Source organism: Natronorubrum texcoconense (genome assembly GCF_900100335.1).
Taxonomy (GTDB): Archaea; Halobacteriota; Halobacteria; order Halobacteriales; family Natrialbaceae; genus Natronorubrum; species Natronorubrum texcoconense.
The window spans coordinates 1-20553 of the sequence record NZ_FNFE01000004.1; the positions used below are offsets into that span (position 1 = coordinate 1).

A 20553-nucleotide genomic window follows, 5' to 3' on the forward strand; every position below is an offset into this window, starting at 1 on the left:
GTCGATGAGACGGTAGGCGAGACGGTCGAGAAAACGGTCGAAGAGACGGTGGGTGAAACAGTCGAGGAGACGGTGAGCGAAACCGTCGATGAGACAGTCGAAGAAACGGTTGAGAAAACGGTCGAAGAGACCATTAACGAGCAACTCGCCGAGATGCAAGAACAGGTCAAATCCGTCGAAGAGCGCGTCGACCGCCGGCCTCGAGAGGACGAAGTCGAGGAACTGGTCGAAAAATCGACCGCCGAGAAGGAGACGGACGAGGCTGAGGACTGAGACGGTTTGCTGTATCGATCTCTCGGTACAATCGCAGGACGGTCACGGTTGTATCGAACTGACGTACAGCGGTCCGTATGAGCCGACCTGATTACCGAACGACCGTCACCGGAACCGGCGACCGACGGACGACCTTTTCGGCGACGTTTCCGACAAAGAGTCGTTCTGCCACTGTTCCCCCGTGGCTGCCGATAATGACCGTCTCGTAATCGTCGGCTCGATTGATGATCGCTCGGACGGGATGGCCCAACTGGATGTCCGTCTCGAGCGTGGCGTCGCCGTCGGCCGCGTCGACGATCTCGCGTGCGCGCTCGAACACGGGTTCCGCGTGTTCCGCTGCGTCGACCTCGAGATCGTCGGCGAGCGAGAGGGCCGTGGCCTCCCCCCACATCGGCGACGGACCGCCGACGACGTGTAACACGGTTATTTCGGCGTTGGGATGGGCGCGAAGGGCGTACTCGAGTGCGTGTTCGCTCATCTCGGAGCCGTCCATCGGGACGAGGACGCGGGAAATCATACGCAAACTACGATAGCGAGGTGAATAAACGCAGTGGACTGGCTCAGTTGACGAACGGAACGAGCGTGAAGAAGCCGTAGGCCAACAGGGTCGACATCGACGGGCCGATGATCCACATCGAGACGTACTTCATCACCGCTCGCGGATTGAACAGGTCGCCCGCGTCCAGCGCCGCTTCGGATTCTTCCTCACCGATCTGCGTCACGGGCGCGTCCGGCTCCGCCGCCAGTGCGCCCATCGCAATCTCAGTGTCAGTGTCTCCGCGCATGACCTCTCGAGCCGTGACGGGACGGGTCGCACGTCCCCAGCCGAGGCCGACGATGGTCATCACCGACCCCATCACGAGACTGATCGGAATGCCGATCCACGAGAGGGCGGTCGTGATCGTCGACGCGGTGGTCATGACGATGAGCGCCGCGAGCAACGGGATGTCGCTGAGTTCGCTGCCGACCGATTCCATCGTCCGGCGAGCGATGGTGAAGCCGCCGAGTCCGATCGCGACCGTCGCGATGATAATCGCTGCGTTGGGCTCGAGCGCGCCGCTGCTTACGAGCGGGGCGACGGCGTTGGGGACGTTGCTCGCACCGGCGCTGAAGGCCATGTAACAGCCGATGATGAGCACGACGATCGTGCCGCCGAGTTCCTGGAGGGTCGTGTTCGGTCCGAGTGCCGGTTTCGGAACCGAACCGCTGCGATCGAGGGCGAGCAACGATCCCTCGGACGATTTGATCTCGAACCGGCGATTGAGTTCCGGATAGAGATAGCGACCGATCGTGGCACCGATCCAGAACCCGATAATCGGCGTGACGACCCACCACGAGACGATCCAGCCGATCGTCTCGAAGTTGGTCGTTCCGGTCGCCAGCCCGAGTCCGACGATCGCCCCGACGGTCGTCATCGATGTCGGGACGGGGACACCGAAGACGTTCGCGACGAGGATTCCCAGACCGATGAAAAAGAGCACGGCGACACCGGCCGCGAGCGAGATTTCGATTGTGATGATGTCGCCCGAGAGCGTGTCCATTACGTTCCGGCCGACGGTCCAGCCGCCGAGGAAGACGAACATCGTCATCAGGGCGGCCGCCGTGGTCTTTTTTATGATTCCCGCACCCACAGCGGGTCCCCACGCGATCCCGGTCGAGGAACCGCCGATGTTGAACCCGACGAAGATCGAGGCGACGATACCGACCAACAGCACGGTTTCGACCATCGGTTGATAGTACAGGCATATTGGTAAAAGAAGTACTGGAACGTCTAACGACGTTGTTCGAACAATATTAAATCTGGATGATATCTTTGCTCGTTTCGTTTGCCACCCTGTCCGTTCAAGACGGCCATCACGTCGAATCGATCACACGCCCCAGAAGAACGCGATTCCGAGCACGGTGACGACTGATAGAATCAACTGCAGCGGCGCGCCGACGCGGAAGTAGTCGCTGAACCTGTACCCGCCGGGGCCGTAGACGAACAGGTTGGTCTGGTAGCCGATCGGTCCCAGAAACGCGGTACTCGCCGCGAACATCACCGCGAAGACGAACGCGAGCGGGTTCGCGCCGATTCCGGCCGCTGCGGCCGCGGCGACCGGGATCAGGAGGACGACGCTGGCGTTGTTGCTGATGACCTCCGTGATCAACCCCGTGAGGATGTAGAACAGCCAGAGGACGACGAGCGTCGGCATGAATCCGGCAGACTGGACGACCAGGAAGGCGAGATACGCGGCCCCACCGCTCTGCTCTAAGGCGATCCCCAGCGGGATCACGCCCGCCAACAGGAAGATGATGTCCCACTCGACGGCGTCGTACAGTTCGTTCGGCTCGAGGACGCCCGTGACGATCATCGCGACGACGCCCGCCAGCGCCGAAATCAGGATCGGGTAGATCTCGAGGGCGGCGACCGCGACGACGCCGATCATGATCGCGACGGCGATCGGCACCTTGTCGGCCCGGTACTCGGGTCGGGGCGGTTCGCGAGCGACGATCACGTCGTTGCGTCGAGCGAGCCGGTCGAGGGTGTCCGGCGGGGCCTGGACGAGCAACGTGTCGCCGACGTCGAGTCGCCGCCCCACGAGGCGCTCGCCGACGAGCGAGCCGTGACGCCGGAGTCCGAGGACGGCCGCGCCGAACTCCCGGCGGAAGGATTCGGGCTCGAGCCGTTCGCCGACCAGCCGCGAGTCGAGCGAGACGACCAGTTCCGTGACGATCCCCTCACCGTCATCGTCCGAAATCTCCGGGGTAGACTGGGGGTTGCCGACGAGTTCGACGCCCACGATGTCCTCGAGCATCGTGATCGCGTCGCGATCGGTGCGAACGACGAGGATATCCCCCTCTCGCAAGCGGCTGTCTCGGCGAGGAGCGATCGAACGAGTCCCCTCTCGGACGACCTGCACGACGTCGATTTCGGGGCCGAATCCTTCGGTGGCGTCGTCGACCGTTGCGCCGGCGATCGGCGAGCCGGGAACCACGGCGACGTCGACGACGTAATCGCCCACGTCGTACTCCTCGAGGTAGTCCGCTCGCGGCGGGACCCGTTCGGGAATGAGGTAGTGGCCGACGAAGATGAGGTACAGCGCGCCGACGACGACGACGATCGCGCCCAACTGCGTGAACTCGAACATCGAGAACCCGTGGAGTTCTGGGTAGTCGTCGCCGAGGCGGGCGCTGATGTCGCTCGCGAGGATGTTCGTCGAGGTGCCGATGAGGGTGAGCATCCCGCCGACCTGCGACGCATAAGAGAGCGGAATGAGCAGCTTCGACGGCGACGTGTTCCCCCGGTTCGCGACGTCGGTGACGACCGGGACCAGCAGCGCGACGACGGGCGTGTTGTTCAGAAAACCGGAGACGGGACTGGTCGCGAGCACCGTTGCAAACAACTGTTTCCGGAGGCTGTCGCCCGCGAACGACGCCATCCGTCGTCCTAACTCCTGTACGAGTCCCGTGCGGGCGATCCCGCCGCTGAGGATGAGCATCGCGAGCACCGTGATGGTCGCGTCGTTCGCGAACCCGGAGATGCCCGTACTCGGATCGATCCCCGTCCACGGCTCTAAGACGACGAGAACCACGATAAGCAGGATCGCGGTTACGTCGATCGGCAGCCGCTCGGTGACGAAGAGGACGAGCGCCAGCCCGACGACGCCGAAGACGACGAGCATGTCCGTCGTCAGTTCGGGACGAGTGACGGGCTCTTGTGCGAGCGCGACGAATGCCGACATTCGGGTATGACGACCCACACCGGCTCGCCACGTAACGTCTCCCCACAGCGATCGAACTGTAACGAGTTCGAACCCGTTTGCAGCGCCGTCTCAGGGGAGCGGAACGTTCGACAACGCGTCCCGAGCGGGCGGAGCCGACTCGAGTCCGACACGAAGTCGGTGGCTTTAGGCGCGCGCCTCGCTTGCGACCCGCTATGAGCGCCTTTCCCACGTTCGAAGTGATTCCCGCCGTCGATCTGCAGGACGGCGACGTCGTCCAGCTCGTCCAGGGCGAGCGTGGCACCGAGAAGACCTACGGCGACCCCGTCGAGGCCGCCGAGCGCTGGATCGACGCCGGTGCGGAGTCGTTACACCTCGTCGACTTAGACGGCGCGTTCGAGGGCGAGCGCAAGAACGGCGACGCGATCGACGCGCTGCTCGAGACCGTCGACGTCCCCACGCAACTGGGCGGCGGGATTCGAACCGCCGCGGACGCGATCGAACTGCTCGAGCGCGGCGTCGACCGCGTCATCCTCGGGACGGCGGCGGTCGAAGACCCGGATATCGTCGCCGAAATTAGCGACGAACACCCCGACAGCGTGGTCGTCAGCCTCGACGCGAAAGACGGCGAGGTCGTCGTCGAGGGCTGGACCGAGGGGGCCGGGATTTCGCCGGTCGAAGCCGCCGAGCGGTACGAGGAACTGGGGGCTGCGGCGATTCTATTTACGAACGTCGACGTGGAGGGTCGACTCGAGGGCGTCGCGACCGACCCGGTTCGAGAACTGGTCGAGGCGACCGAGATCCCGGTCGTCGCCAGCGGCGGTGTGGCGACGCTCGAGGACGTGCGAGAACTCGAGGCGGCTGGGGCTGCGGCTGTGGTGGTCGGGAGCGCGCTGTACGAGGGGAACTTCTCGCTCGAGGAGGCGCAGAACGCGGTCGACGGAAGTTGAGGTTTGGAGTGGAGTCGGTATTTTGAGGCTGTTTCCGAGGAACTGAACGATGACTCGAGCGTGCTGCTCACACTGGCGGCGATGATTTCCACGTCCTCCCCAGCCGATTCGCTCCTTTCAGTCGCTCATCCCTCGCACGCGTTCGAGCCGCAGTTCACTGACGTTCACTGCGACTCAGCGCGCGCCATGTGGGCTCACCGGCCGGGAGCACGGCTCGAGCAACGCGAAGAGCCGTGGGACTCGGGGGAGGGCAGGCAACTATCTGCCGACCGCGAGCGACCAAAGGGAGCGAGCGGGCCGACGACTGATGTGAGCGAACGACTGAAAGGAGTGAGAGAACGGAGGGAGGAGTGCTTTTGATCGAAATTTTATCGAGGGACATCGCGGTCGCGGTGCTTCGCGACCGCGACAGACCGCAGAATAAAATTTCGTTGTTACGACTTCCAAAACGCCGGCGTCAGCAACACGAGCACCGGAATGATCTCGATGCGGCCGATCCACATCATGACGATCATCACGGTGCGGGTGGCGGTGGAGAAGCCGGCGTAGTTGTCCATCGGGCCGAACTGGCCGAACGCGGGGCCGATGTTGAGGAAGATCGAGGCCGAGGCGCCGATGGCCTCGAACTCGGTGACGGCCGTGCTGGCGCGGGCCGCGTCGACGACGACGAAGACCGTGAGCAGGAAGAAGATGACGATGGCTAGCAGGACGTAGGCGTAGATGTCGCGGATCGTCTCCTCGTCGACGACGGTGTTTCCGAGCCGAAGCGGGCGCACTGCCTCCGGGTGAATCGACGTAAAGAGGTTGCGCCGGAACGCCTTGAGGGTCACCAGCCAGCGCAGGGATTTGATCGAACAGGTCGTCGAGCCGGCCATCCCGCCGATGAACATGGAGAAGAACAGGAGGTAGGTCGCCCCGGCGGGCCACAGCCCGAAATCGGTCGAGGCGTAGCCCGTCGTCGTCACCAGCGAGACCACGTTGAACAGCCCGTGTCTGACCGTCTGCTCGAGGGTGCCGTCGGTCGCGGGATCGATCCAGAGGATCGCCGCGATGAGCGCGCTCAGGCTCACCAGCACGCCGACGTAGAACCGGAACTCCTCGGACTGGAGGGGCTGACGAATGTCACCCTGCGTGATGTAGTAAAGCAGGACGAAGTTGGTCGCCCCGAGGATCATGAACGGCATGACGGCCCACTGAACGATCGGCTCGAACGCGCCGACGCTCTCGGGCTCCGGGGAGAATCCGGCCGTCGCAACGCTGGTCAGCGCGTGGGAGACGGCGTTGAAGAGGTCCATGTTGGGTGCCGCGCCGAGCAGGTGGAGCGCGTAGAAGGTCCCCGCGGCGAGCGCCGTCAAGCCGACGTACAGCCCCCAGATGAGCCGTGCGGTTTCGTCGAGGTGCGGCCGGAGTTTTCGGACGTTTCTCGTCTGCGTCTCGGTCTCCATCAGCTGTGCCCCACCGACCATCAGGTTCGAGAGCAGACCGATGGCGACGATCAGGATCCCGAGGCCGCCGAGCCACTGGATCAGCTGTCGCCAGAGCAAGATTGCGCGGGACTGGTTTTCGAAATCCCAGCCGCTCATCACCGTCGCGCCGGTCGTGGTGAGCCCGCTCGTACTCTCGAAGGCGGCGTTGACGAGCCCGCCCACTGACGTCGAAAATGCGGATGCCGAGGGCGCGCCGAGACCGACGAGTGCGAAGGGGATCGAGCCGATGGCGGCGACGCCGAACCAGGTCAGCGCGACCATCAGGAACGCCTCGCGCTGTCCCAAATCCCGGTCGTCGCTCAGCCGCTCGAGTGCGATGCCGACGACGACCGTTGCGACGATTGCAGCGACGAACGCCAGCGGGCCGTCGCCGTCGAACACCGCCAGTACGAGCGGGACGGCGAGCGGGACGGCGAGCCACTTCAGTACCGTCCCGGTGAGACTACAGCTCGAACGCCAGTCGACACGAATCCCCATCGAGTACTCGTCTCTGCGAACGGGAGGACATTAATCAGTTCGGAACGAGACAATGTGTCGTTACTGCTTGCGCGACCCGAGGACGATTCAGGAGGAGAGACGGTGCTCGAGGGTGGGATCGACGTACGGAATCGGAAGACAGTGTTGCGCTCGGGGACAGTATCGCGCGATCACTGCTTGTAGCCGTGGCCGACGTAGAGCGCGAACACGTTGACCGCGAGTAGCACCAGGAACGTGAGGGTGATCTGCGGATTGCCGAGTCCCTGTGCGACGAGGGGCAGGTGGACGAAGGGGAGGGCGATCGCGACCCAAAACGAGAGGAACTGGGCCGGTCCTTTGATCGATCGGAGGGGCGTTCGGTCGGGCTGGTCGTGTGATCGGTCCGGGTCAGGGCTGGAGGGACCGAGCGATTCGTTCGAGAGCGGGGAGTGGTTAGACATCGGTTCGAGTCACCGTCCTGTATGAACGACATTCAGCCAACACATCATATAATGGGTCGAACCTTGGCGTCGTTTCGGTCCGTTTCAGGGCGTTAGTGTGTTTGAAATGACGTTTCGAAACGCCACGAGGGACGATTAGACGTTTTATAGCCAATTTTGAGGCGGTGGTTCTATTTTGGCTGCTCGAACTGGTCACAATCCCCGAATCGGGCGCTGCACTCGAATGAGTTCGTTCGTACCGACAGGCCCCGAGCGCAATTTCCTTGTACCGGCGGCGATATCGCAACGGTATGAGCGAGCGAACGGCGACCGTTACCCGCGAGACCGCCGAGACGTCGATCGAGTGTGCGCTGTCGATCGACGGCAGCGGCGACGCCGATGTGGATACCGGAGTCGGCTTTTTCGACCACATGCTGACGTCGTTCGCCAAACACGGGCTGTTCGACCTCGAGATCGACTGCGACGGCGACCTCGAGATCGACGACCACCACACGGTCGAGGACGTGGCGATCGTCCTCGGGGAGGCGTTCGACGAGGCGCTGGGCGATCGGTCGGGCATCGTTCGCTACGCGGATCGGAAGGTCCCGCTGGACGAGGCCGTCGCCGGTGCGGTCGTCGACGTGAGCGGTCGCCCGCGATTTTACTTCGACGGGACGTTCTCGCAGGCGCAGATCGGGGAGTTCACGAGCGACATGGCTCGTCACTTCGTGGAGTCGCTGGCGATGAACGCCGGGCTCACCGTTCACTGCGAGGTCACCGGCGAGAACGCCCACCACGAGGTCGAGGCGCTGTTCAAAGCCCTGACGCGAGCGCTCGACGACGCGACGCGGGTCGACGAGCGACGAACGGGAACGCCGAGTACGAAGGGAACCCTTTAGGGTCGCTCGAGCAGGTCACGGCTCTCGACGAACTCGCCTTCTTCGAGCGCGTGGTCGACGACCGCCTCGACCTCGTGTGACTCGAGGTCGTAGGCGCCGGCGGCCAGGTTCTCGACGGCGGCCCGCGGCATGGGGAACTCCCGGTTTTGCAGCAGTCGAATCACCTTTCCGTAGGCTTTCGGCGGCCGATTCGCGGTCCGCTGAGCCGTCGATCCGCCAGCTGTCGTGTCGCTCTCCTCGCCGTCGGTACCGCTCGAAGCGTCGGTCGCCGTCTCTTCGTCGGTCGCTTCGTTCGACTCCGCCGCCGTCTCGGCTCGCTCGAACGTAATTCCGTCCTCGAGTGTCGACTTGGTCGCCGAGCCGTCCGTGTCGGCTTCGTTCGTGTCGTCCGCAGCGTCCGTATTATCCATCCCGTCCGCACCGTCCTCATCGTCCGTATTGTCCGCACCGTTCGCACCGTCCGTTTCGTCTGCCTCGTCCGCGTCGGATCCCGAAACGGTCGCGTTCGGACTCGAGGCTCGTTGTGTCGATTCGTTCGCCGAGGCGACGACGGTGCCGCTGTCGCCGTCCGTGCTGGTCGCTGTCTCGTCGGTTCCGACCGTCTGACTCGTTTCGCCAACACCTGCGCGGGCGAGTAGGGGTTCGAGGAGGTTTTCGAACTGATCTCGACAGCCGACACAGAGCACGATACGCCGTTGTTCGGTCTCGGTCGGCTCGAGTTCGGGCGGGAGGACTTCGAAGGTCCCGACGGCCTCGCCGTCACAGAAGTCACAGCTTCGGAGTGCGCGCATGGGGGTGGCTACTGGTTGGACCCTCAAAAATCGCCCGTCAGACGCCGTGTACGGGTTCCGATCGAGTCAGAATCGGTGCTCGAGCTGGCCGTTTCCGGCCGAACTGGCGACACTGGCTGCGGTCCGCCGTCGATCGAGCCGCTCCAGCAGTCGATCACCGGACATTATACCCCAGCACGCATAGATACGCGAACGAATGTTCGACGAGATCATGGAGAAGTTCGAGGGATCCCCGAGCCAGCAGGCGGTTATTCGGCTCCTACTCGAGCGCGGGTTCTCCGTCAACGACGACGGCCGCGTCGTTTCGGGCGGCATCGAGATTCCGAACACGGGTATCGCCCGCGAGATCGGCGTCGACCGCCGCGTCGTCGACTCGACGACCGACGTCATTCTCGAGGACCCCGAACTGCGACGAATCTTTCAAAACATCTCGCAGGTGCCGAGCCTGATGGACCTCGCACCAGTGCTCGACCTGACGGTGTTGACGATCACGCCGGACAACGCCGACCAGAAGGGGATCGTCGCGGGGGTCACCGGGACCCTCGCAGACCACGGCATCTCGATCCGCCAGACGATTAGCGAGGACCCGGAGTTCACCGACGAGCCCCAACTGTACCTGATCACCGATCAGGAGCTCTCCGGCGAGGTCTTCACCGCGATCCGCGAACTCGAGTTCGTCCGGAAGATGGAGATCCAGTAGTCGAGGGGCGTTTAACGGTCGGTCGAACGCCGATCGCTCACTCGCTCTCGGTATCGACGTCGTCGGTGAACTCGTCGAGGACGACCTCGAGCGCGCTCGTGAGCTCCTCGAACCGTTCCATCGACATGGAGTCGGTCGTCACCCAGACGCCGTGGGGGCCGCGGATCACCCGCGAGAGGTAGCCGTTCTCGAACATCCGGATCGTCGCCCCGTACTCGCCCAGTTGCGTGTTTCGGTACGCCGACTGCGAGCGAAAGCCGAGTCGCTCGTGGTCCGCGAAGCCGACCAGATCGGCGGTCTGATCGAGGTCAGAGCGGAGATAGAGCTGTTCGACCGCTTCCTCGGTGAAGTAGGTGACACTCCGCAGTTCGTCGCCAACCGTCGTTCGGCAGACGCTTCGCAGTTCGTCGGCGAGCTTCGGATCGATGGCTTCGGTGCTCATACTGTCCTAGACGTCACCCACGATTACTAACGTACGGGTCGAACTGACTCGATTCGGGCCTCTGCTTCCGACGGTCTCTCGCTCTCGATCGCCGGGTCGGTCTCGCGAATCGCCTCGAGACGGACCGACGGGCTCTTTCCGACGGCGAGCGTACGCTCGCTATGGTCGCGCGGCAGCGACGGACGATTCGGTGGCGGTTTCGGCTCCCACGATGCCTGCGGGGTGACTCCGCGTGAGTCGCACCTATCTGACCGTGTCCGAGCCCGCGACCGCCGAGTTCGTCGTTCAGGGGTCGGAGTTCATCGGCCACGTTCGCCCCGTCGATTCCGTCGACGCCGCCGAGGCGTTCGTCGACGCCGTCGGCGAGGAGTACGCCGACGCCACTCACAACGTGCCCGCCTATCGAGTGCGAGTCGGCGGGACGAACTCGAGTACGAATGCGGCCGACGAGGACGCGACTGCCGGCAACACGTTTCTCCGGGAGTACTCGAGCGACGACGGCGAGCCCTCCGGCTCCGCGGGGAAGCCGGCGCTGAACGTCCTCGCCCAGCAGGAACTCGAAAACTGCGCGGTCGTCGTCACGCGCTACTACGGCGGCACCAATCTCGGCATCGGCGGTCTCGTCCGCGCCTACTCTCGAGCGGTCAAAGAGGCCGTCGAGGAAGCCGGGATCGTCGAGGAACGTCCCCACGAGACGGTCTCGATCGGCGTCGAGTACGACGATTCGGGGACCGTTCGGAGCATCCTCGAGAGCGAGGGCTACGAGTTCGACGCGGCGTATCAGGCGTCGGTCTCCTTCGAGGTCCGAGTGCCGCTCGCGGAGGCCGACGCGTTTCGGGATCGGTTGCGGAGCGCGACGAGCGGGCGAGTGGATCTCGAGTGACGGTAGCGGCGACGGTGTTCGCACCGTGTGTCTTCAGCTATCTACGACGATCACGTCGAACTTCTTCTCCCACCGGTAGGTTCGACCGCCCCAGCGGAACGTGGGTGCAGCGACACCCACCGCGAGAAAGAGGGGAACGAACAGGAACGAGGGGAAGGTGAGCAAGACGGACGGACGTTCGAGCTCGAGTTTTCGGTAGGCGGCGATTCCGACGAGCGTCGAACCGAGCGCTGCGAGAAGCGGGAACACCAGAGTGACGACGACGAACACGAGAGAAATCGCGAAGAGAACGCCGGTTTGGACCGGTTCGAAGAACGCCGATGTCTTCCCGAACCGGGCGATTCGGTTGTAGACACCTTCCGGTGAGCCGTCTACGTGAACCGGGCGAACGTGATCCGTATCGACCCAGACGTCGTCGACGTACGTGCTGAGGAGCGTGTCATCCCCGACGGTTCGGCGCAGATCGGCGAGCAACGCCGACTCGTCGAGTTCGGTTCGATCGAACGCGACGCCGCCGCCCCAGACGTAGTTGCCGGACGCGGTTCCGCTCGTTCCCAGCACGACCATCGCCGGCTCGAAGAGTCGCCAGAGCCCGCCGCCCACGAAGACGGGGACTTCCGTCGCGGCCCCGGTCTCGCGAGCGTGGGTAACGAGTCGCTCGAGCCAGCCGTCCTCCCGACTGACGTCGTCGTCGGTCCAGACGACGATCTCGTCCGACGCGCGTTCCATTCCTGTTGCCAGCGCGTTCGCCTTCCCCGAACAGCCGACCGGCTCCCCCGCGGTTACGACGGTGGCCCGCGACGGCGCGTCGTCGACGACCGGGTCCTCGTGCGAGTCACAGACGACGAGCAGTTCGTCGTCGTCGCGGAGCGTATCGACGACGATCTCTGCCGCCGGCGTCCAGCGGTGGGTCGGGAGAATGATGCTCGCCATCGGTCGCGTTTCGTTCGCCCTTCACAAAAATTCACTGACACTATGATTGCGAGAACGGTCGATGGGCGAGGGACCAAAACGCACGTTTCTGGGCGTTTCGACGTCGTTCGGGGTTTCTTGTCGTTATCGTGAGCCAGTCTCCGACAGCCGCCGATCGACCGCCTCGAGGACGGCCTCCGAATTCTCGAGTTCGTCGCGGTCGAATCGGACGTCGCGCAGGCCGTAATCGAGGACGAGTTCGTCGCCGCGCAGGCGAGTATGGTTGATATCGCGCCACGCGACGAACGACTTCGTGTAAGGTCGTCGTTTGACCAACCCGGTCTCGTAGACCTGAATCTCGCAGCGATCCCGTCCGGGACCGAACGCCCACCGGCCTTCCGCGAGACAGGTCCCGATCCAGACGATCCCGAGTGAGAGCCACAGCAGCGCCTGCTCCCAGCTTCCGCCGGCGGCGTTGCCCGCGCCGAGCGCGACGTAGAGGACGAAAAGGGCAGCGTCGAGTCGGGGGGAACCGGGCGGGTCCCACCGCCAGGTTTCCTCGGGGTCGCCGGGCGTCACGCTGTCGACGTATCGATTTCCGGCCAGTTGTGAGAGGACGTAGCCCGCCGCGAAGACGAGAATCGCCGTCGCGAGTGCGACGTTTCCGGCGCCCCCCTCGAGCGCGACGAGCCAGAGGAGACCGAAGACGAGCGCCGGAGCGACGACGGCCAGTCGACGACCGAGCGTCCGGCCGAGTCGAGTCGGGAGGTGGCGGTCCGCTCTCGCGAGCGCGGCGCCGCCGACGAATCCGCCGGCGAAGCCGAGCGGGTAGGTGGCGACGGGGCCGATTGGCCAGGATCCGGTCACCACAGCGAGCACCACCAGGGACCCGGCGAGAACGACACCGCTGTACACGCCGCTTGCGACCACGAACGCTGTATCCGATCTATCCGATCCTCGGTTGCCTGCACCGATCGAATCGGGTGTGTTTCCAGCGGCCACGGACGACACCTACGCCCGTCATATTGAAAAAGTAACTGAACCGTTCGAGTCCGATTGTGTGGGAACGATTCGACGAGCAGTGTCGAATCGATAGGGCTGAACGTATCGATGCGAACAAGGTTCACGACTGGGGAGTGTTGACTATGCGATCGATTCAGGCCGCCGATTACCACGACATCGTGCAGGTGAGCGATCCGCAGTTCGAACCCGGTGACGAGCGCGTCGCCTTCGTCCGTCGAACGCCCGAGGACGACGAGTCGTACACCGCGACGATCTACGTCGTTCCCGTCGGCGGCGACCAACCGAGACAGTTCACCGCCAGCGACGGCGTCGACAGCCAGCCCCGCTTCAGTCCGAGCGGCGACCGGCTCGCGTTCGCCAGCACCCGCGGCGAGACCGACCGCCAACAGCTGTGGCTCGTTCCGACCGACGGCGGCGAAGCGCGGCGGCTGACGTCGGTCGTCGGGGGGATCGGCGACCTCGAGTGGAGTCCCGACGGCTCCCGACTACTGTTCACCCAGCAGGTCACTCCTGACGACCGCGAGACGAACCGCGACCTCGCGGTCGATCCCGACTACGAGCCCGAGGAGCCTGATCCGCGCGTCATCGACCGGATGGTCTACCGCGCCGGAACCGAGTACCTCGACGGCCGACGGAGTCACGTATACGCGCTCGACGTCGCGGCCGCGCTCGAGTCCTCCGAGACCGACGACCCCGACGGTGACGCGATCGCGCGGCTCACCGGGACGGACGACCAGCCCGTCGACCGGGACTACGTCGCGCCGACGTGGGGCGACGGCGAGACCGTCTACTACGCCGCTAAGACCGGCGAGGTGCCGGACGACTCGCTCACGTACGAGCTGTACGAACACGACCTTTCTTCGGGAGCCGTCGACTCGTTCACGGAGACCACGGGCTGGGTCTCGTCGCTCGAGGCGACCGACGACGGCCGGATCGCCTTCGAGTACACGCCCGAGGAGAACGCCTCGATGCGCCAGACCGAAATCCGGGTCCACGACCGCGAAACCGGCGAGGAACGAACGCCGACGGAGTCGCTTGACCGGACCGTCGGCCACCGCTGTGGCTTCGAGTGGGCGCCCGACGGCGAGACGCTGTACCTCTCGACGCCCGACGAGGGGTCGCGGGTGCTGTGGTCGGTGCCGGGCGACGCGAGCGAGGACCCCGCGAAGGTGTACGGCGACGGCACTGACATCGGCGGCTTCTCCGTCGGCGAGAACGCCGTCGCGTACGTCCTCAGCGAGTGGGACCATCCCGGCGACGTTTTCGTCACCACGCGCGGAGGCAACGAGGTCCACCGGCTGACGCGGGTCAACGCCGACTACCTCGCCGATAAACCCGTCCGACAGCCCGAGGAGGTGTGGCTCGAGGTCGACGAGGAATCGAGTGAGAGCGAGGAACGTCACCGAATTCAGGGCTGGCTGCTCACGCCACCGGAGTTCGACGCCGACGCCACCGACGAACAGTACCCGCTCGTCGTCAATATTCACGGCGGGCCACACGCCCAGTGGACGACGTCCGGAACGATGTGGCACGAGTTCCAGACGCTCGCGGCGCGGGGATACGTCATCTTCTGGTGTAACCCGCGGGGATCGACGGGCTACGGCGAGGACCACGCGACGGCCATCGAGCGCGACTGGGGCGAGGTCACCCTGACCGACGTGCTCGCCGGGGTCGACGCGGTCTGCGAGCGCGAGTACGTCGACGAAGGCGAGCAGTTCGTCACCGGCGGCAGCTTCGGCGGCTTCATGACCGCGTGGGCGGTCACCCAGACCGACCGCTTCGAGGCCGCAGTCTCCCAGCGCGGCGTCTACGATCTCACGAGCTTCTACGGCTCGACGGACGCGTTCAAGCTGATCGAGGGCGACTTCGGGGCGACGCCGTGGGAGGAACCCGAGTTCCTCTGGGAGCAGTCACCCGCCGCCCACGTCGCCGGGGTCGACACGCCGACGCTCGTGATGCACTCCGACCGCGACTACCGCACGCCCGCGAACACGGCCGAACTGTTCTACCTCGGCCTGCAGAAACACGGCGTCGACACGCGACTCGTTCGCTACCCGCGAGAGGGCCACGAACTCTCCCGCTCCGGCGAACCGGCCCACGTCGTCGACCGACTCGAGCGCATCGCCCGTTGGTTCGACGGCTACGCCGACTCCCACGAGGCCCCCCCGGCGCTCGAGCGCGAGCGAACGGACGGGCTCTCGAGCGGGGATAACGAGTCGAAGTCCGAGGAGTAACAGAACCGCGATTCGCGCGGGAGTCCAGATGACCGTTTCGCCTCGACCGACAGCCGTCGTACCCCGCCCGAACGGCTGTTGCGGTCGGTTCGACCGGAAACGAAGGGGTTCGAGTGCACCGGATACCCGCGAGGAGATTCACTGGACTGCAAGGAAATCCCTACGGACGTCGCACTCGTGGTTCCGCGCATGGATCGAAACGTCGGCGGGTTCGATCGCGTCTGGCGCGTCGTGGTCGGCCTCGCGTTACTCGTATTCGGCTACCGAAACCGAAATCGGACGCTCGGCGCGCTCGCGTTCATCGCCGGAAGCGATATCTTCGCGACGGCGATCATCCAGCGCTGCCCGATGAACGCACTGTTCGGGATCGATACCTGCGGAACGGATCAGTAGCCACGACCAGGTGGCAAACGGGGGTTGCGCGAGTCGTAACGGGCGGATGCTTGCGAGTTCGGTCGCCGGGAACCCGATCACTCGTCGTCCGGTTCGTACTTCACCGCGTCACCCCTGACCGCCGGCGCACCGATCGCGAAGACCTCGACCGCCGTCTCGGCGTCCGCGGGGTTGTACGCCCGCTGTGGCGCTTCAGGCCGGACCGAAAACACCGACCCCGCCGGCACCTCGTACTCGCCGTCGGGGGTTTCGACGTGAAGCGTCCCCGACTGGACGATAAACGCCTCCTCCTGTTGTTCGTGATAGTGGTAGGCCAGGGGCAACTGTTCGCCCGGCTCCGCTCGAAAGCGGTTGATGGCAACGTTCTCGAGGCCGGCAGATTTGCTCACCAGGCGGAGATCACAGTCTCGGTCTTCGATTGGCTCGAGTTCGTCCGGATCGACGACGCTGTAGTCCATGTCATAGACTCACAGCCTATCCGCAAAAAGGCGACGGCAGCGCGAGTGACAGCTTAGGTCGTCCGGAACGCGCGGTCGCCGGCGTCGCCCAGCCCGGGGACGATGAAGCCGTCGTCGTCGAGGTAGTCGTCGATCGACACCGTCAACAGATCCGCCTGCGGACACTCCTCGTCGACGCGGAGCAGTCCTTCGGGGGCGGAGACCGCCGAGAGGACGATCAGGTTCTCCGGCTCCGGCGAGTTCTCGATGACGTGCTCGAGGACGGTACACATCGTACTTCCCGTCGCGAGCATCGGATCCGCGACGATCACGGTGTCCTCCTCGGTGATCTCGGGCAGTTTCACGTAGTCTACGGAGATGGGGAACGAGCCGTCCTCGTCGCGACCGGCCTCCTCGTCGCGGCTCGCGCTGATGACGCCCTGGCGCGCGCGGGGGAACGCCTTCAGGAGTCCCTCCACGAACGGCGTCGCCGCGCGCAGGACGTTGATGATCACGACGTCGTCGAGCCCGCGGACGCGCTCGCCCATCGTGGGCTCGAGCGGCGTCTCGATCTCGACGTACTCGGTCTCCATCCGGCCGTCGATGATCTCGTAGCCGCAGATGCGCCCGAGCTTCACCAGCCCTTTCCGAAAGCTGACCTGCTCGGTCTCGACGTCGCGAAGCCGCGAGAGCGTGTCTTTCGCCAGTGCGTGAGTGATGAGATACGCGTTGTCCCGGTCTTCGATCGGCATATCTCTACAGGCTGTCGCCGGGTAGTTCATCGTATCGGTCCGCCGCTGACGGCGGGAGGCTGCGCCACGGTGATGGCTCTCACTGATCGACCGTCACCCTGATTGTTCATAGTATCAGCAACACCATCCCCACATCGTCGAGACGGTTGCGACGCTCGAGCGGAAGTGTTGGCGCCCGCGCTCGCCGGCACCATTTGCTCGCAGCAAGGAAGTTTATAGCGGTCCATCTCCTATCACCCGGCCAGCCGAATGGAAGAGAGTATCTCGGGATTCAAGGTCCGCGGTGACTGGGGCGACGTCGTCGAGCACGGCGAGCGCATCACGCGCGCGCTCCGAGACGCCGGCGTTCACGACCCTGCCGCCGACTACCAGGCGGGCTTCACTCGCGCGTTCGAGGAATGGGAGGAGTGGCGCCCCAAGGCTCACGAGACCCTCGATACCGACGTCAGCGAGAAGACGTCCGAGCAGGCCAGTATCGAGGAGGGGAAAGGGGAGAAGGCCGGCAAGAACCCCGACGAGGACATCAAGACCGCCGGCGAGAAGCTCTCGGAGTCGTACGAGCGACTCGAGGAGGACGACGCGGAAGCCGCGGTCGGCAACTGGAAGGAGTCGATCGACTACGTCGCGCGGGCGGCCGACTCCGCCAGCCGCAAGGCGTTCCGCCGGGTCGAGGACACGGTCTACCAGAACGTGATGACCCAGCTCGCGCCGTACTACTTCGACAACGAACTCGTCAGCGCTAACATCCAGCAGTCGACGCGCAACGGCGGCAACGGCGAGCAGTTCGTCTTCGAGGTCAACGTCAACGACGACGTTCTCAAAGACGACGTCTCCGATCGCCTCGCCGAGTTCGACGAGGAGATCGACCGCTGGCACGTCGAAGTCGAGAAGGACACCGACGCCGCGGAGGCGATCGAGGGCGCCGAACCGCCGCCGGAGCCGGAAGACAACTCGCGGTCGACGACGAACTGAGTCACCCGAGTCGCGCCGGTACAGTCTCGCAATCTGCGATTTTCACTGACTGATCACTGCCCGGACCATCGGTAGCATCATTCGCCCGCTGCAAATTGTCGGTTGCGCAGCGTGACGAGGAGATGCTCGGGGTGTTCGAGACTTTTTAGGGTGGGGATCGGCCGTTTCACTCCTCGCGAACGTCGTAGGGTCTCGAGAGACGGGTACAGGTCGGCACACACTTGTAGGGCTAGCTGGTAAGCCGGGATAGATGGTCGAGATCGTGACGATCGCGACGTTTCTGGTCGCTGCACTCGCCAGTCTCTTCATGGCCTGGGCGATCGGTGCCGGCTCGAGCGGGTCGACACCGTTCGCCCCGGCGGTCGGCGCGAACGCGATCTCGGTGATGCGAGCGGGCTTTCTCGTCGGTATTCTCGGCTTCGCCGGTGCAGTTTTGCAGGGCGCGAACGTCTCCGAGGCGGTCGGTGCCGACCTGATCGGCGGCGTGACGCTGTCGCCGCTGGCGGCGACCGTCGCCCTGATTATCGCGGCCGGGCTGGTCGCAATCGGCGTCTTCGCGGGGTATCCGATAGCGACCGCGTTTACGGTAACCGGCGCAGTCGTCGGTGTCGGGCTCGCGATGGGAGGCGATCCCGCGTGGGCGAAGTACACGGAAATCGCCACGTTGTGGATTCTGACCCCCTTCGTCGGCGGTGGCCTCGCCTACGCGATCGCTCGAGTACTCCGGAGCGAACCGATCGCGGAGGAGTATCTGATAATCGGCCTGTCGGCGCTGGTCGGCGTCATCGTCGCGAACATCGAGTTTGCGATCCTCGGCTCGGAGGGTGCCGGCGGCGAATCGATCGCACAGGCCTCGAGCGGCTGGGTTCCGGGACCGGAGCTCGTCGGTATCGTCGCCGCGACGGCCGTGATGGCGGCGCTTTGGGCGGGTGCGATCGCGATCGATCTTCGGAGCGACATCGAACAGGGCGAGCGCCATTTCCTGTTGATCCTCGGCGGACTGGTCGCGTTCTCCGCCGGCGGCAGTCAGGTCGGACTGGCGGTCGGGCCGCTGATTCCGCTGTCGGGTGACGTCGGCCTGCCGCTGATCGCCCTGCTCGTCGGCGGCGGGTTCGGCCTCCTGCTCGGCTCGTGGACCGGCGCGCCGCGGATGATCAAGGCGATCTCGCAGGACTACTCCTCGCTCGGTCCGCGTCGGTCGATCGCCGCGCTCATCCCGTCGTTCATCATCGCCCAGGTCGCCGTCCTCTACGGCATTCCGGTCTCGTTCAACGAGATCATCGTCAGCGCGATCATCGGGAGCGGCTACGCCGCGGCCGGCGCCGGCGGGGGCGTCAGCGCACGTAAGATGGGGTACACCGTCCTCGCGTGGATCGGCTCGTTGGCCGGCTCGATTATCATCTCCTATGTCGGCTTCGTCGTGATCGACGCGCTGCTGTTCTGATGCTCGCCCGTACGGGCTGACCGACATCGAACAGGCTTTACACGACGGGTCGCGAGTGCTGGTATGGACGAGGACGCTGCGAATCCGAACGATACCGAGACGATTCAGTGGCGACGCGACGCCTCGACGTCTCGAACCGTTCGCCTGCTGTGGTCGCTCGGCGTCGGGACGTTCTTCGCCGCGATCACGATCATCGTCTTCTGGCGACTGTACGATCTCGCCGCGCAGGCCGGCGCCGGCGCGATTATCATCGCGATGTTCGCCGCAGTCGTCGTGACGATTCTCGCGTTCGCCGTCACCAGTCACACCGAACGCCGGCTTGAGGCCCTCGCCAGCCGGCTTCCAATCGCGACGCCGTCCGGGACGGCTCTCGAGCGAGCGATGGACGCCGCGCTCGGAACGATCGCGATGATGGGCGTCATGGGCTCGCTGATGGTCGTCGGGCGGTACGTCTCCCGGCGAGAGCTGCTGGAGGTCGGTGCCGGCCCGTTTACCGGGATGGCCGCGCTGTTGCTCCCCCTTGCGCTCATCGCGCTCGTGCTCGCGTCGTTTCTGCGGTCGGTCGGTACACTCGACCGCGAGAAGCGGACGGTCTACCTCTACGATCCCGATCAGGCGATCGATCTCGAGGTCATTCAAGGCGTCTCGACGCGCCGACTCGGCGACGCGACGATCCTGAAACTCGAGTACGCGGAACCCGACGGTCAGTACGTCGCGGGGCCGCGACGGATCGTCGTCCCGCCGGAGGTCGCGACCGAACTGCAGGGACTCGTCGACGGACGGGCGGCGTGAACGGCAACGGACCGCTGCGGATCGCTTCGCAGTAGTCCGAATCGATGCCTGTCCGATAGCGACCGAACGGGGTCACCGAAGACGGTCGCTGAATCGTCGTGGCGAATCGAACGCCGCCTTCGGGTACTGATTTCCACGGGAGAACCCGCGAATCTACTCGAGCCCCTGGCTACGTGCCGATCGCTTCGATTAATTCGGCAAAATGACGATCGATTCTCAGTACATTCGTTAGCCGGGTAGGCGTGGCTACCAGCGGCACTTCGTTCGGACACACCGGTCGGACCGACTCCGCTCGCCGACGCGCCGTTCGATCGCCTGGAATTGGGTCTGTTCGTAGGACGAATCGGGACGAGCGACTCGTGCGGGTCTCCGCGGCGACCGATGCGGGCCGAGCGGCCTGGAATAACTGAACGCAAGAGTACACGTGTGGGTGACCCGAACTGTTGGTCGACTACTCAAACGGCCGGGACTGTGGAACTGCCGAGAGGGCGTCACAGGATGCCTGACCGTTCATCCACGCCTGTGGATTTATTTGTCCGCTCGTCATCAGACTATATATCGACGAGTAA

The 20553-nt window shown here is 64.7% G+C and carries 20 protein-coding genes and 1 pseudogene; 10 read left to right on the forward strand and 11 right to left on the reverse strand.

Going from position 1 to position 20553, the window contains the following annotated elements:
- Positions 1 to 273: pseudogene (locus tag BLT08_RS12785) on the forward strand (hypothetical protein); the annotation flags it as partial.
- Positions 274 to 364: 91 nt separating this feature from the next.
- On the opposite strand, the gene BLT08_RS12790 reads toward BLT08_RS12785, so the two are convergent.
- The 3 genes from BLT08_RS12790 to BLT08_RS12800 all read right to left on the reverse strand — a co-directional run bounded on the left by BLT08_RS12790 (position 365) and on the right by BLT08_RS12800 (position 3998).
- Entirely contained in the window at positions 365 to 790 is a 426-nt protein-coding gene (locus BLT08_RS12790; protein ID WP_090307751.1) for a universal stress protein, read from the reverse strand.
- 43 nt (positions 791 to 833) lie between these two features.
- Positions 834 to 2000: an inorganic phosphate transporter gene (locus BLT08_RS12795; RefSeq protein ID WP_090307754.1), complete on the reverse strand. Its 1167-nt coding sequence runs from the start codon at positions 1998 to 2000 to the stop codon at positions 834 to 836.
- Between the two features lie 141 nt (positions 2001 to 2141).
- Positions 2142 to 3998 carry an SLC13 family permease gene (locus BLT08_RS12800; RefSeq protein WP_090307758.1) on the reverse strand — a complete coding sequence of 619 codons (1857 nt, stop codon included), beginning with the start codon at positions 3996 to 3998 and terminating at the stop codon, positions 2142 to 2144.
- A 194-nt stretch (positions 3999 to 4192) separates the two neighbouring features.
- Here BLT08_RS12800 and hisA point away from each other — a divergent pair, with 194 nt between their 5' ends.
- A complete protein-coding gene (hisA, locus tag BLT08_RS12805; protein ID WP_090307762.1) occupies positions 4193 to 4927 on the forward strand; it encodes a 1-(5-phosphoribosyl)-5-[(5-phosphoribosylamino)methylideneamino]imidazole-4-carboxamide isomerase in 735 nt (244 codons plus the stop codon).
- A gap of 434 nt (positions 4928 to 5361) precedes the next feature.
- On the opposite strand, the gene BLT08_RS12810 is transcribed toward hisA, so the two are convergent.
- Together BLT08_RS12810 and BLT08_RS12815 are read right to left on the reverse strand one after the other, a co-directional pair.
- Complete coding sequence (locus BLT08_RS12810) at positions 5362 to 6891, reverse strand: TrkH family potassium uptake protein (protein WP_090307766.1); 1530 nt, start codon at positions 6889 to 6891, stop codon at positions 5362 to 5364.
- 170 nt (positions 6892 to 7061) lie between these two features.
- Complete coding sequence (locus BLT08_RS12815; RefSeq protein ID WP_090307769.1) at positions 7062 to 7331, reverse strand: DUF8028 family protein; 270 nt, start codon at positions 7329 to 7331, stop codon at positions 7062 to 7064.
- Between the two features lie 290 nt (positions 7332 to 7621).
- On the opposite strand from BLT08_RS12815, the gene hisB reads away from it, so the two are divergent.
- Positions 7622 to 8209, forward strand: a complete 588-nt coding sequence (gene hisB, locus BLT08_RS12820; protein ID WP_090307772.1) for an imidazoleglycerol-phosphate dehydratase HisB — start codon at positions 7622 to 7624, stop codon at positions 8207 to 8209.
- On the opposite strand, the gene BLT08_RS12825 is transcribed toward hisB, so the two are convergent.
- Positions 8206 to 9000, reverse strand: coding sequence for a hypothetical protein (locus BLT08_RS12825; RefSeq protein ID WP_090307777.1), 795 nt, complete (start codon positions 8998 to 9000; stop codon positions 8206 to 8208). The two genes, hisB and BLT08_RS12825, sit on opposite strands and share 4 nt — an antisense overlap.
- A 196-nt stretch (positions 9001 to 9196) precedes the next feature.
- Between BLT08_RS12825 and BLT08_RS12830 the strand changes: the two genes are divergently transcribed.
- Positions 9197 to 9700: a TrpY family transcription regulator gene (locus BLT08_RS12830; RefSeq protein WP_090307785.1), complete on the forward strand. Its 504-nt coding sequence runs from the start codon at positions 9197 to 9199 to the stop codon at positions 9698 to 9700.
- Between the two features lie 37 nt (positions 9701 to 9737).
- On the opposite strand, the gene BLT08_RS12835 is transcribed toward BLT08_RS12830, so the two are convergent.
- Entirely contained in the window at positions 9738 to 10142 is a 405-nt protein-coding gene (locus tag BLT08_RS12835; RefSeq protein WP_090307787.1) for a DUF7522 family protein, read from the reverse strand.
- Between the two features lie 232 nt (positions 10143 to 10374).
- Between BLT08_RS12835 and BLT08_RS12840 the strand changes: the two genes are divergently transcribed.
- Entirely contained in the window at positions 10375 to 11025 is a 651-nt protein-coding gene (locus BLT08_RS12840) for an IMPACT family protein (RefSeq protein WP_090307791.1), read from the forward strand.
- A gap of 33 nt (positions 11026 to 11058) precedes the next feature.
- Here BLT08_RS12840 and BLT08_RS12845 read toward each other — a convergent pair whose 3' ends face one another.
- Together BLT08_RS12845 and BLT08_RS12850 are read right to left on the reverse strand one after the other, a co-directional pair.
- Positions 11059 to 11958, reverse strand: a complete 900-nt coding sequence (locus BLT08_RS12845; protein WP_090307795.1) for a glycosyltransferase family 2 protein — start codon at positions 11956 to 11958, stop codon at positions 11059 to 11061.
- A gap of 123 nt (positions 11959 to 12081) precedes the next feature.
- A complete protein-coding gene (locus BLT08_RS12850) occupies positions 12082 to 12804 on the reverse strand; it encodes a hypothetical protein (RefSeq protein WP_245724212.1) in 723 nt (240 codons plus the stop codon).
- Positions 12805 to 13082: 278 nt separating this feature from the next.
- On the opposite strand from BLT08_RS12850, the gene BLT08_RS12855 reads away from it, so the two are divergent.
- Both BLT08_RS12855 and BLT08_RS12860 read left to right on the forward strand, forming a co-directional pair.
- Complete coding sequence (locus BLT08_RS12855; protein ID WP_090307798.1) at positions 13083 to 15194, forward strand: S9 family peptidase; 2112 nt, start codon at positions 13083 to 13085, stop codon at positions 15192 to 15194.
- A gap of 189 nt (positions 15195 to 15383) precedes the next feature.
- A complete protein-coding gene (locus BLT08_RS12860; RefSeq protein WP_090307801.1) occupies positions 15384 to 15587 on the forward strand; it encodes a YgaP family membrane protein in 204 nt (67 codons plus the stop codon).
- A 77-nt stretch (positions 15588 to 15664) separates the two neighbouring features.
- Here BLT08_RS12860 and BLT08_RS12865 read toward each other — a convergent pair whose 3' ends face one another.
- Together BLT08_RS12865 and upp are read right to left on the reverse strand one after the other, a co-directional pair.
- Complete coding sequence (locus tag BLT08_RS12865; protein ID WP_090307805.1) at positions 15665 to 16045, reverse strand: cupin domain-containing protein; 381 nt, start codon at positions 16043 to 16045, stop codon at positions 15665 to 15667.
- Between the two features lie 53 nt (positions 16046 to 16098).
- On the reverse strand, positions 16099 to 16776 hold the full coding sequence (gene upp / locus BLT08_RS12870; RefSeq protein WP_090307809.1) for a uracil phosphoribosyltransferase: 678 nt from the start codon (positions 16774 to 16776) through the stop codon (positions 16099 to 16101).
- 249 nt (positions 16777 to 17025) lie between these two features.
- Between upp and BLT08_RS12875 the strand changes: the two genes are divergently transcribed.
- From BLT08_RS12875 to BLT08_RS12885, 3 genes are all read left to right on the forward strand, one after another.
- Positions 17026 to 17748 carry a DUF5828 family protein gene (locus BLT08_RS12875; RefSeq protein ID WP_090307813.1) on the forward strand — a complete coding sequence of 241 codons (723 nt, stop codon included), beginning with the start codon at positions 17026 to 17028 and terminating at the stop codon, positions 17746 to 17748.
- Between the two features lie 250 nt (positions 17749 to 17998).
- Positions 17999 to 19192 carry an inorganic phosphate transporter gene (locus BLT08_RS12880; protein ID WP_090307817.1) on the forward strand — a complete coding sequence of 398 codons (1194 nt, stop codon included), beginning with the start codon at positions 17999 to 18001 and terminating at the stop codon, positions 19190 to 19192.
- A 63-nt stretch (positions 19193 to 19255) separates the two neighbouring features.
- Positions 19256 to 19984, forward strand: a complete 729-nt coding sequence (locus tag BLT08_RS12885) for a hypothetical protein (RefSeq protein WP_090307820.1) — start codon at positions 19256 to 19258, stop codon at positions 19982 to 19984.
- Positions 19985 to 20553 lie beyond the last annotated feature (569 nt).

What these genes read in the sequence shown, in the direction of transcription:
- BLT08_RS12855 (WP_090307798.1), top strand. Translation starts at nt 13,083, where the DNA reads ATGCGATCGATTCAGGCCGCCGATTACCACGACATCGTGCAGGTGAGC.
- hisB (WP_090307772.1), top strand. Translation starts at nt 7,622, where the DNA reads ATGAGCGAGCGAACGGCGACCGTTACCCGCGAGACCGCCGAGACGTCG.
- BLT08_RS12815 (WP_090307769.1), bottom strand. Translation starts at nt 7,331, where the DNA reads ATGTCTAACCACTCCCCGCTCTCGAACGAATCGCTCGGTCCCTCCAGC.
- BLT08_RS12830 (WP_090307785.1), top strand. Translation starts at nt 9,197, where the DNA reads ATGTTCGACGAGATCATGGAGAAGTTCGAGGGATCCCCGAGCCAGCAG.
- BLT08_RS12800 (WP_090307758.1), bottom strand. Translation starts at nt 3,998, where the DNA reads ATGTCGGCATTCGTCGCGCTCGCACAAGAGCCCGTCACTCGTCCCGAA.
- BLT08_RS12865 (WP_090307805.1), bottom strand. Translation starts at nt 16,045, where the DNA reads ATGGACTACAGCGTCGTCGATCCGGACGAACTCGAGCCAATCGAAGAC.
- hisA (WP_090307762.1), top strand. Translation starts at nt 4,193, where the DNA reads ATGAGCGCCTTTCCCACGTTCGAAGTGATTCCCGCCGTCGATCTGCAG.
- BLT08_RS12795 (WP_090307754.1), bottom strand. Translation starts at nt 2,000, where the DNA reads ATGGTCGAAACCGTGCTGTTGGTCGGTATCGTCGCCTCGATCTTCGTC.
- BLT08_RS12825 (WP_090307777.1), bottom strand. Translation starts at nt 9,000, where the DNA reads ATGCGCGCACTCCGAAGCTGTGACTTCTGTGACGGCGAGGCCGTCGGG.
- BLT08_RS12845 (WP_090307795.1), bottom strand. Translation starts at nt 11,958, where the DNA reads ATGGCGAGCATCATTCTCCCGACCCACCGCTGGACGCCGGCGGCAGAG.
- upp (WP_090307809.1), bottom strand. Translation starts at nt 16,776, where the DNA reads ATGCCGATCGAAGACCGGGACAACGCGTATCTCATCACTCACGCACTG.
- BLT08_RS12790 (WP_090307751.1), bottom strand. Translation starts at nt 790, where the DNA reads ATGATTTCCCGCGTCCTCGTCCCGATGGACGGCTCCGAGATGAGCGAA.
- BLT08_RS12810 (WP_090307766.1), bottom strand. Translation starts at nt 6,891, where the DNA reads ATGGGGATTCGTGTCGACTGGCGTTCGAGCTGTAGTCTCACCGGGACG.
- BLT08_RS12880 (WP_090307817.1), top strand. Translation starts at nt 17,999, where the DNA reads ATGGTCGAGATCGTGACGATCGCGACGTTTCTGGTCGCTGCACTCGCC.
- BLT08_RS12875 (WP_090307813.1), top strand. Translation starts at nt 17,026, where the DNA reads ATGGAAGAGAGTATCTCGGGATTCAAGGTCCGCGGTGACTGGGGCGAC.
- BLT08_RS12885 (WP_090307820.1), top strand. Translation starts at nt 19,256, where the DNA reads ATGGACGAGGACGCTGCGAATCCGAACGATACCGAGACGATTCAGTGG.
- BLT08_RS12835 (WP_090307787.1), bottom strand. Translation starts at nt 10,142, where the DNA reads ATGAGCACCGAAGCCATCGATCCGAAGCTCGCCGACGAACTGCGAAGC.
- BLT08_RS12860 (WP_090307801.1), top strand. Translation starts at nt 15,384, where the DNA reads ATGGATCGAAACGTCGGCGGGTTCGATCGCGTCTGGCGCGTCGTGGTC.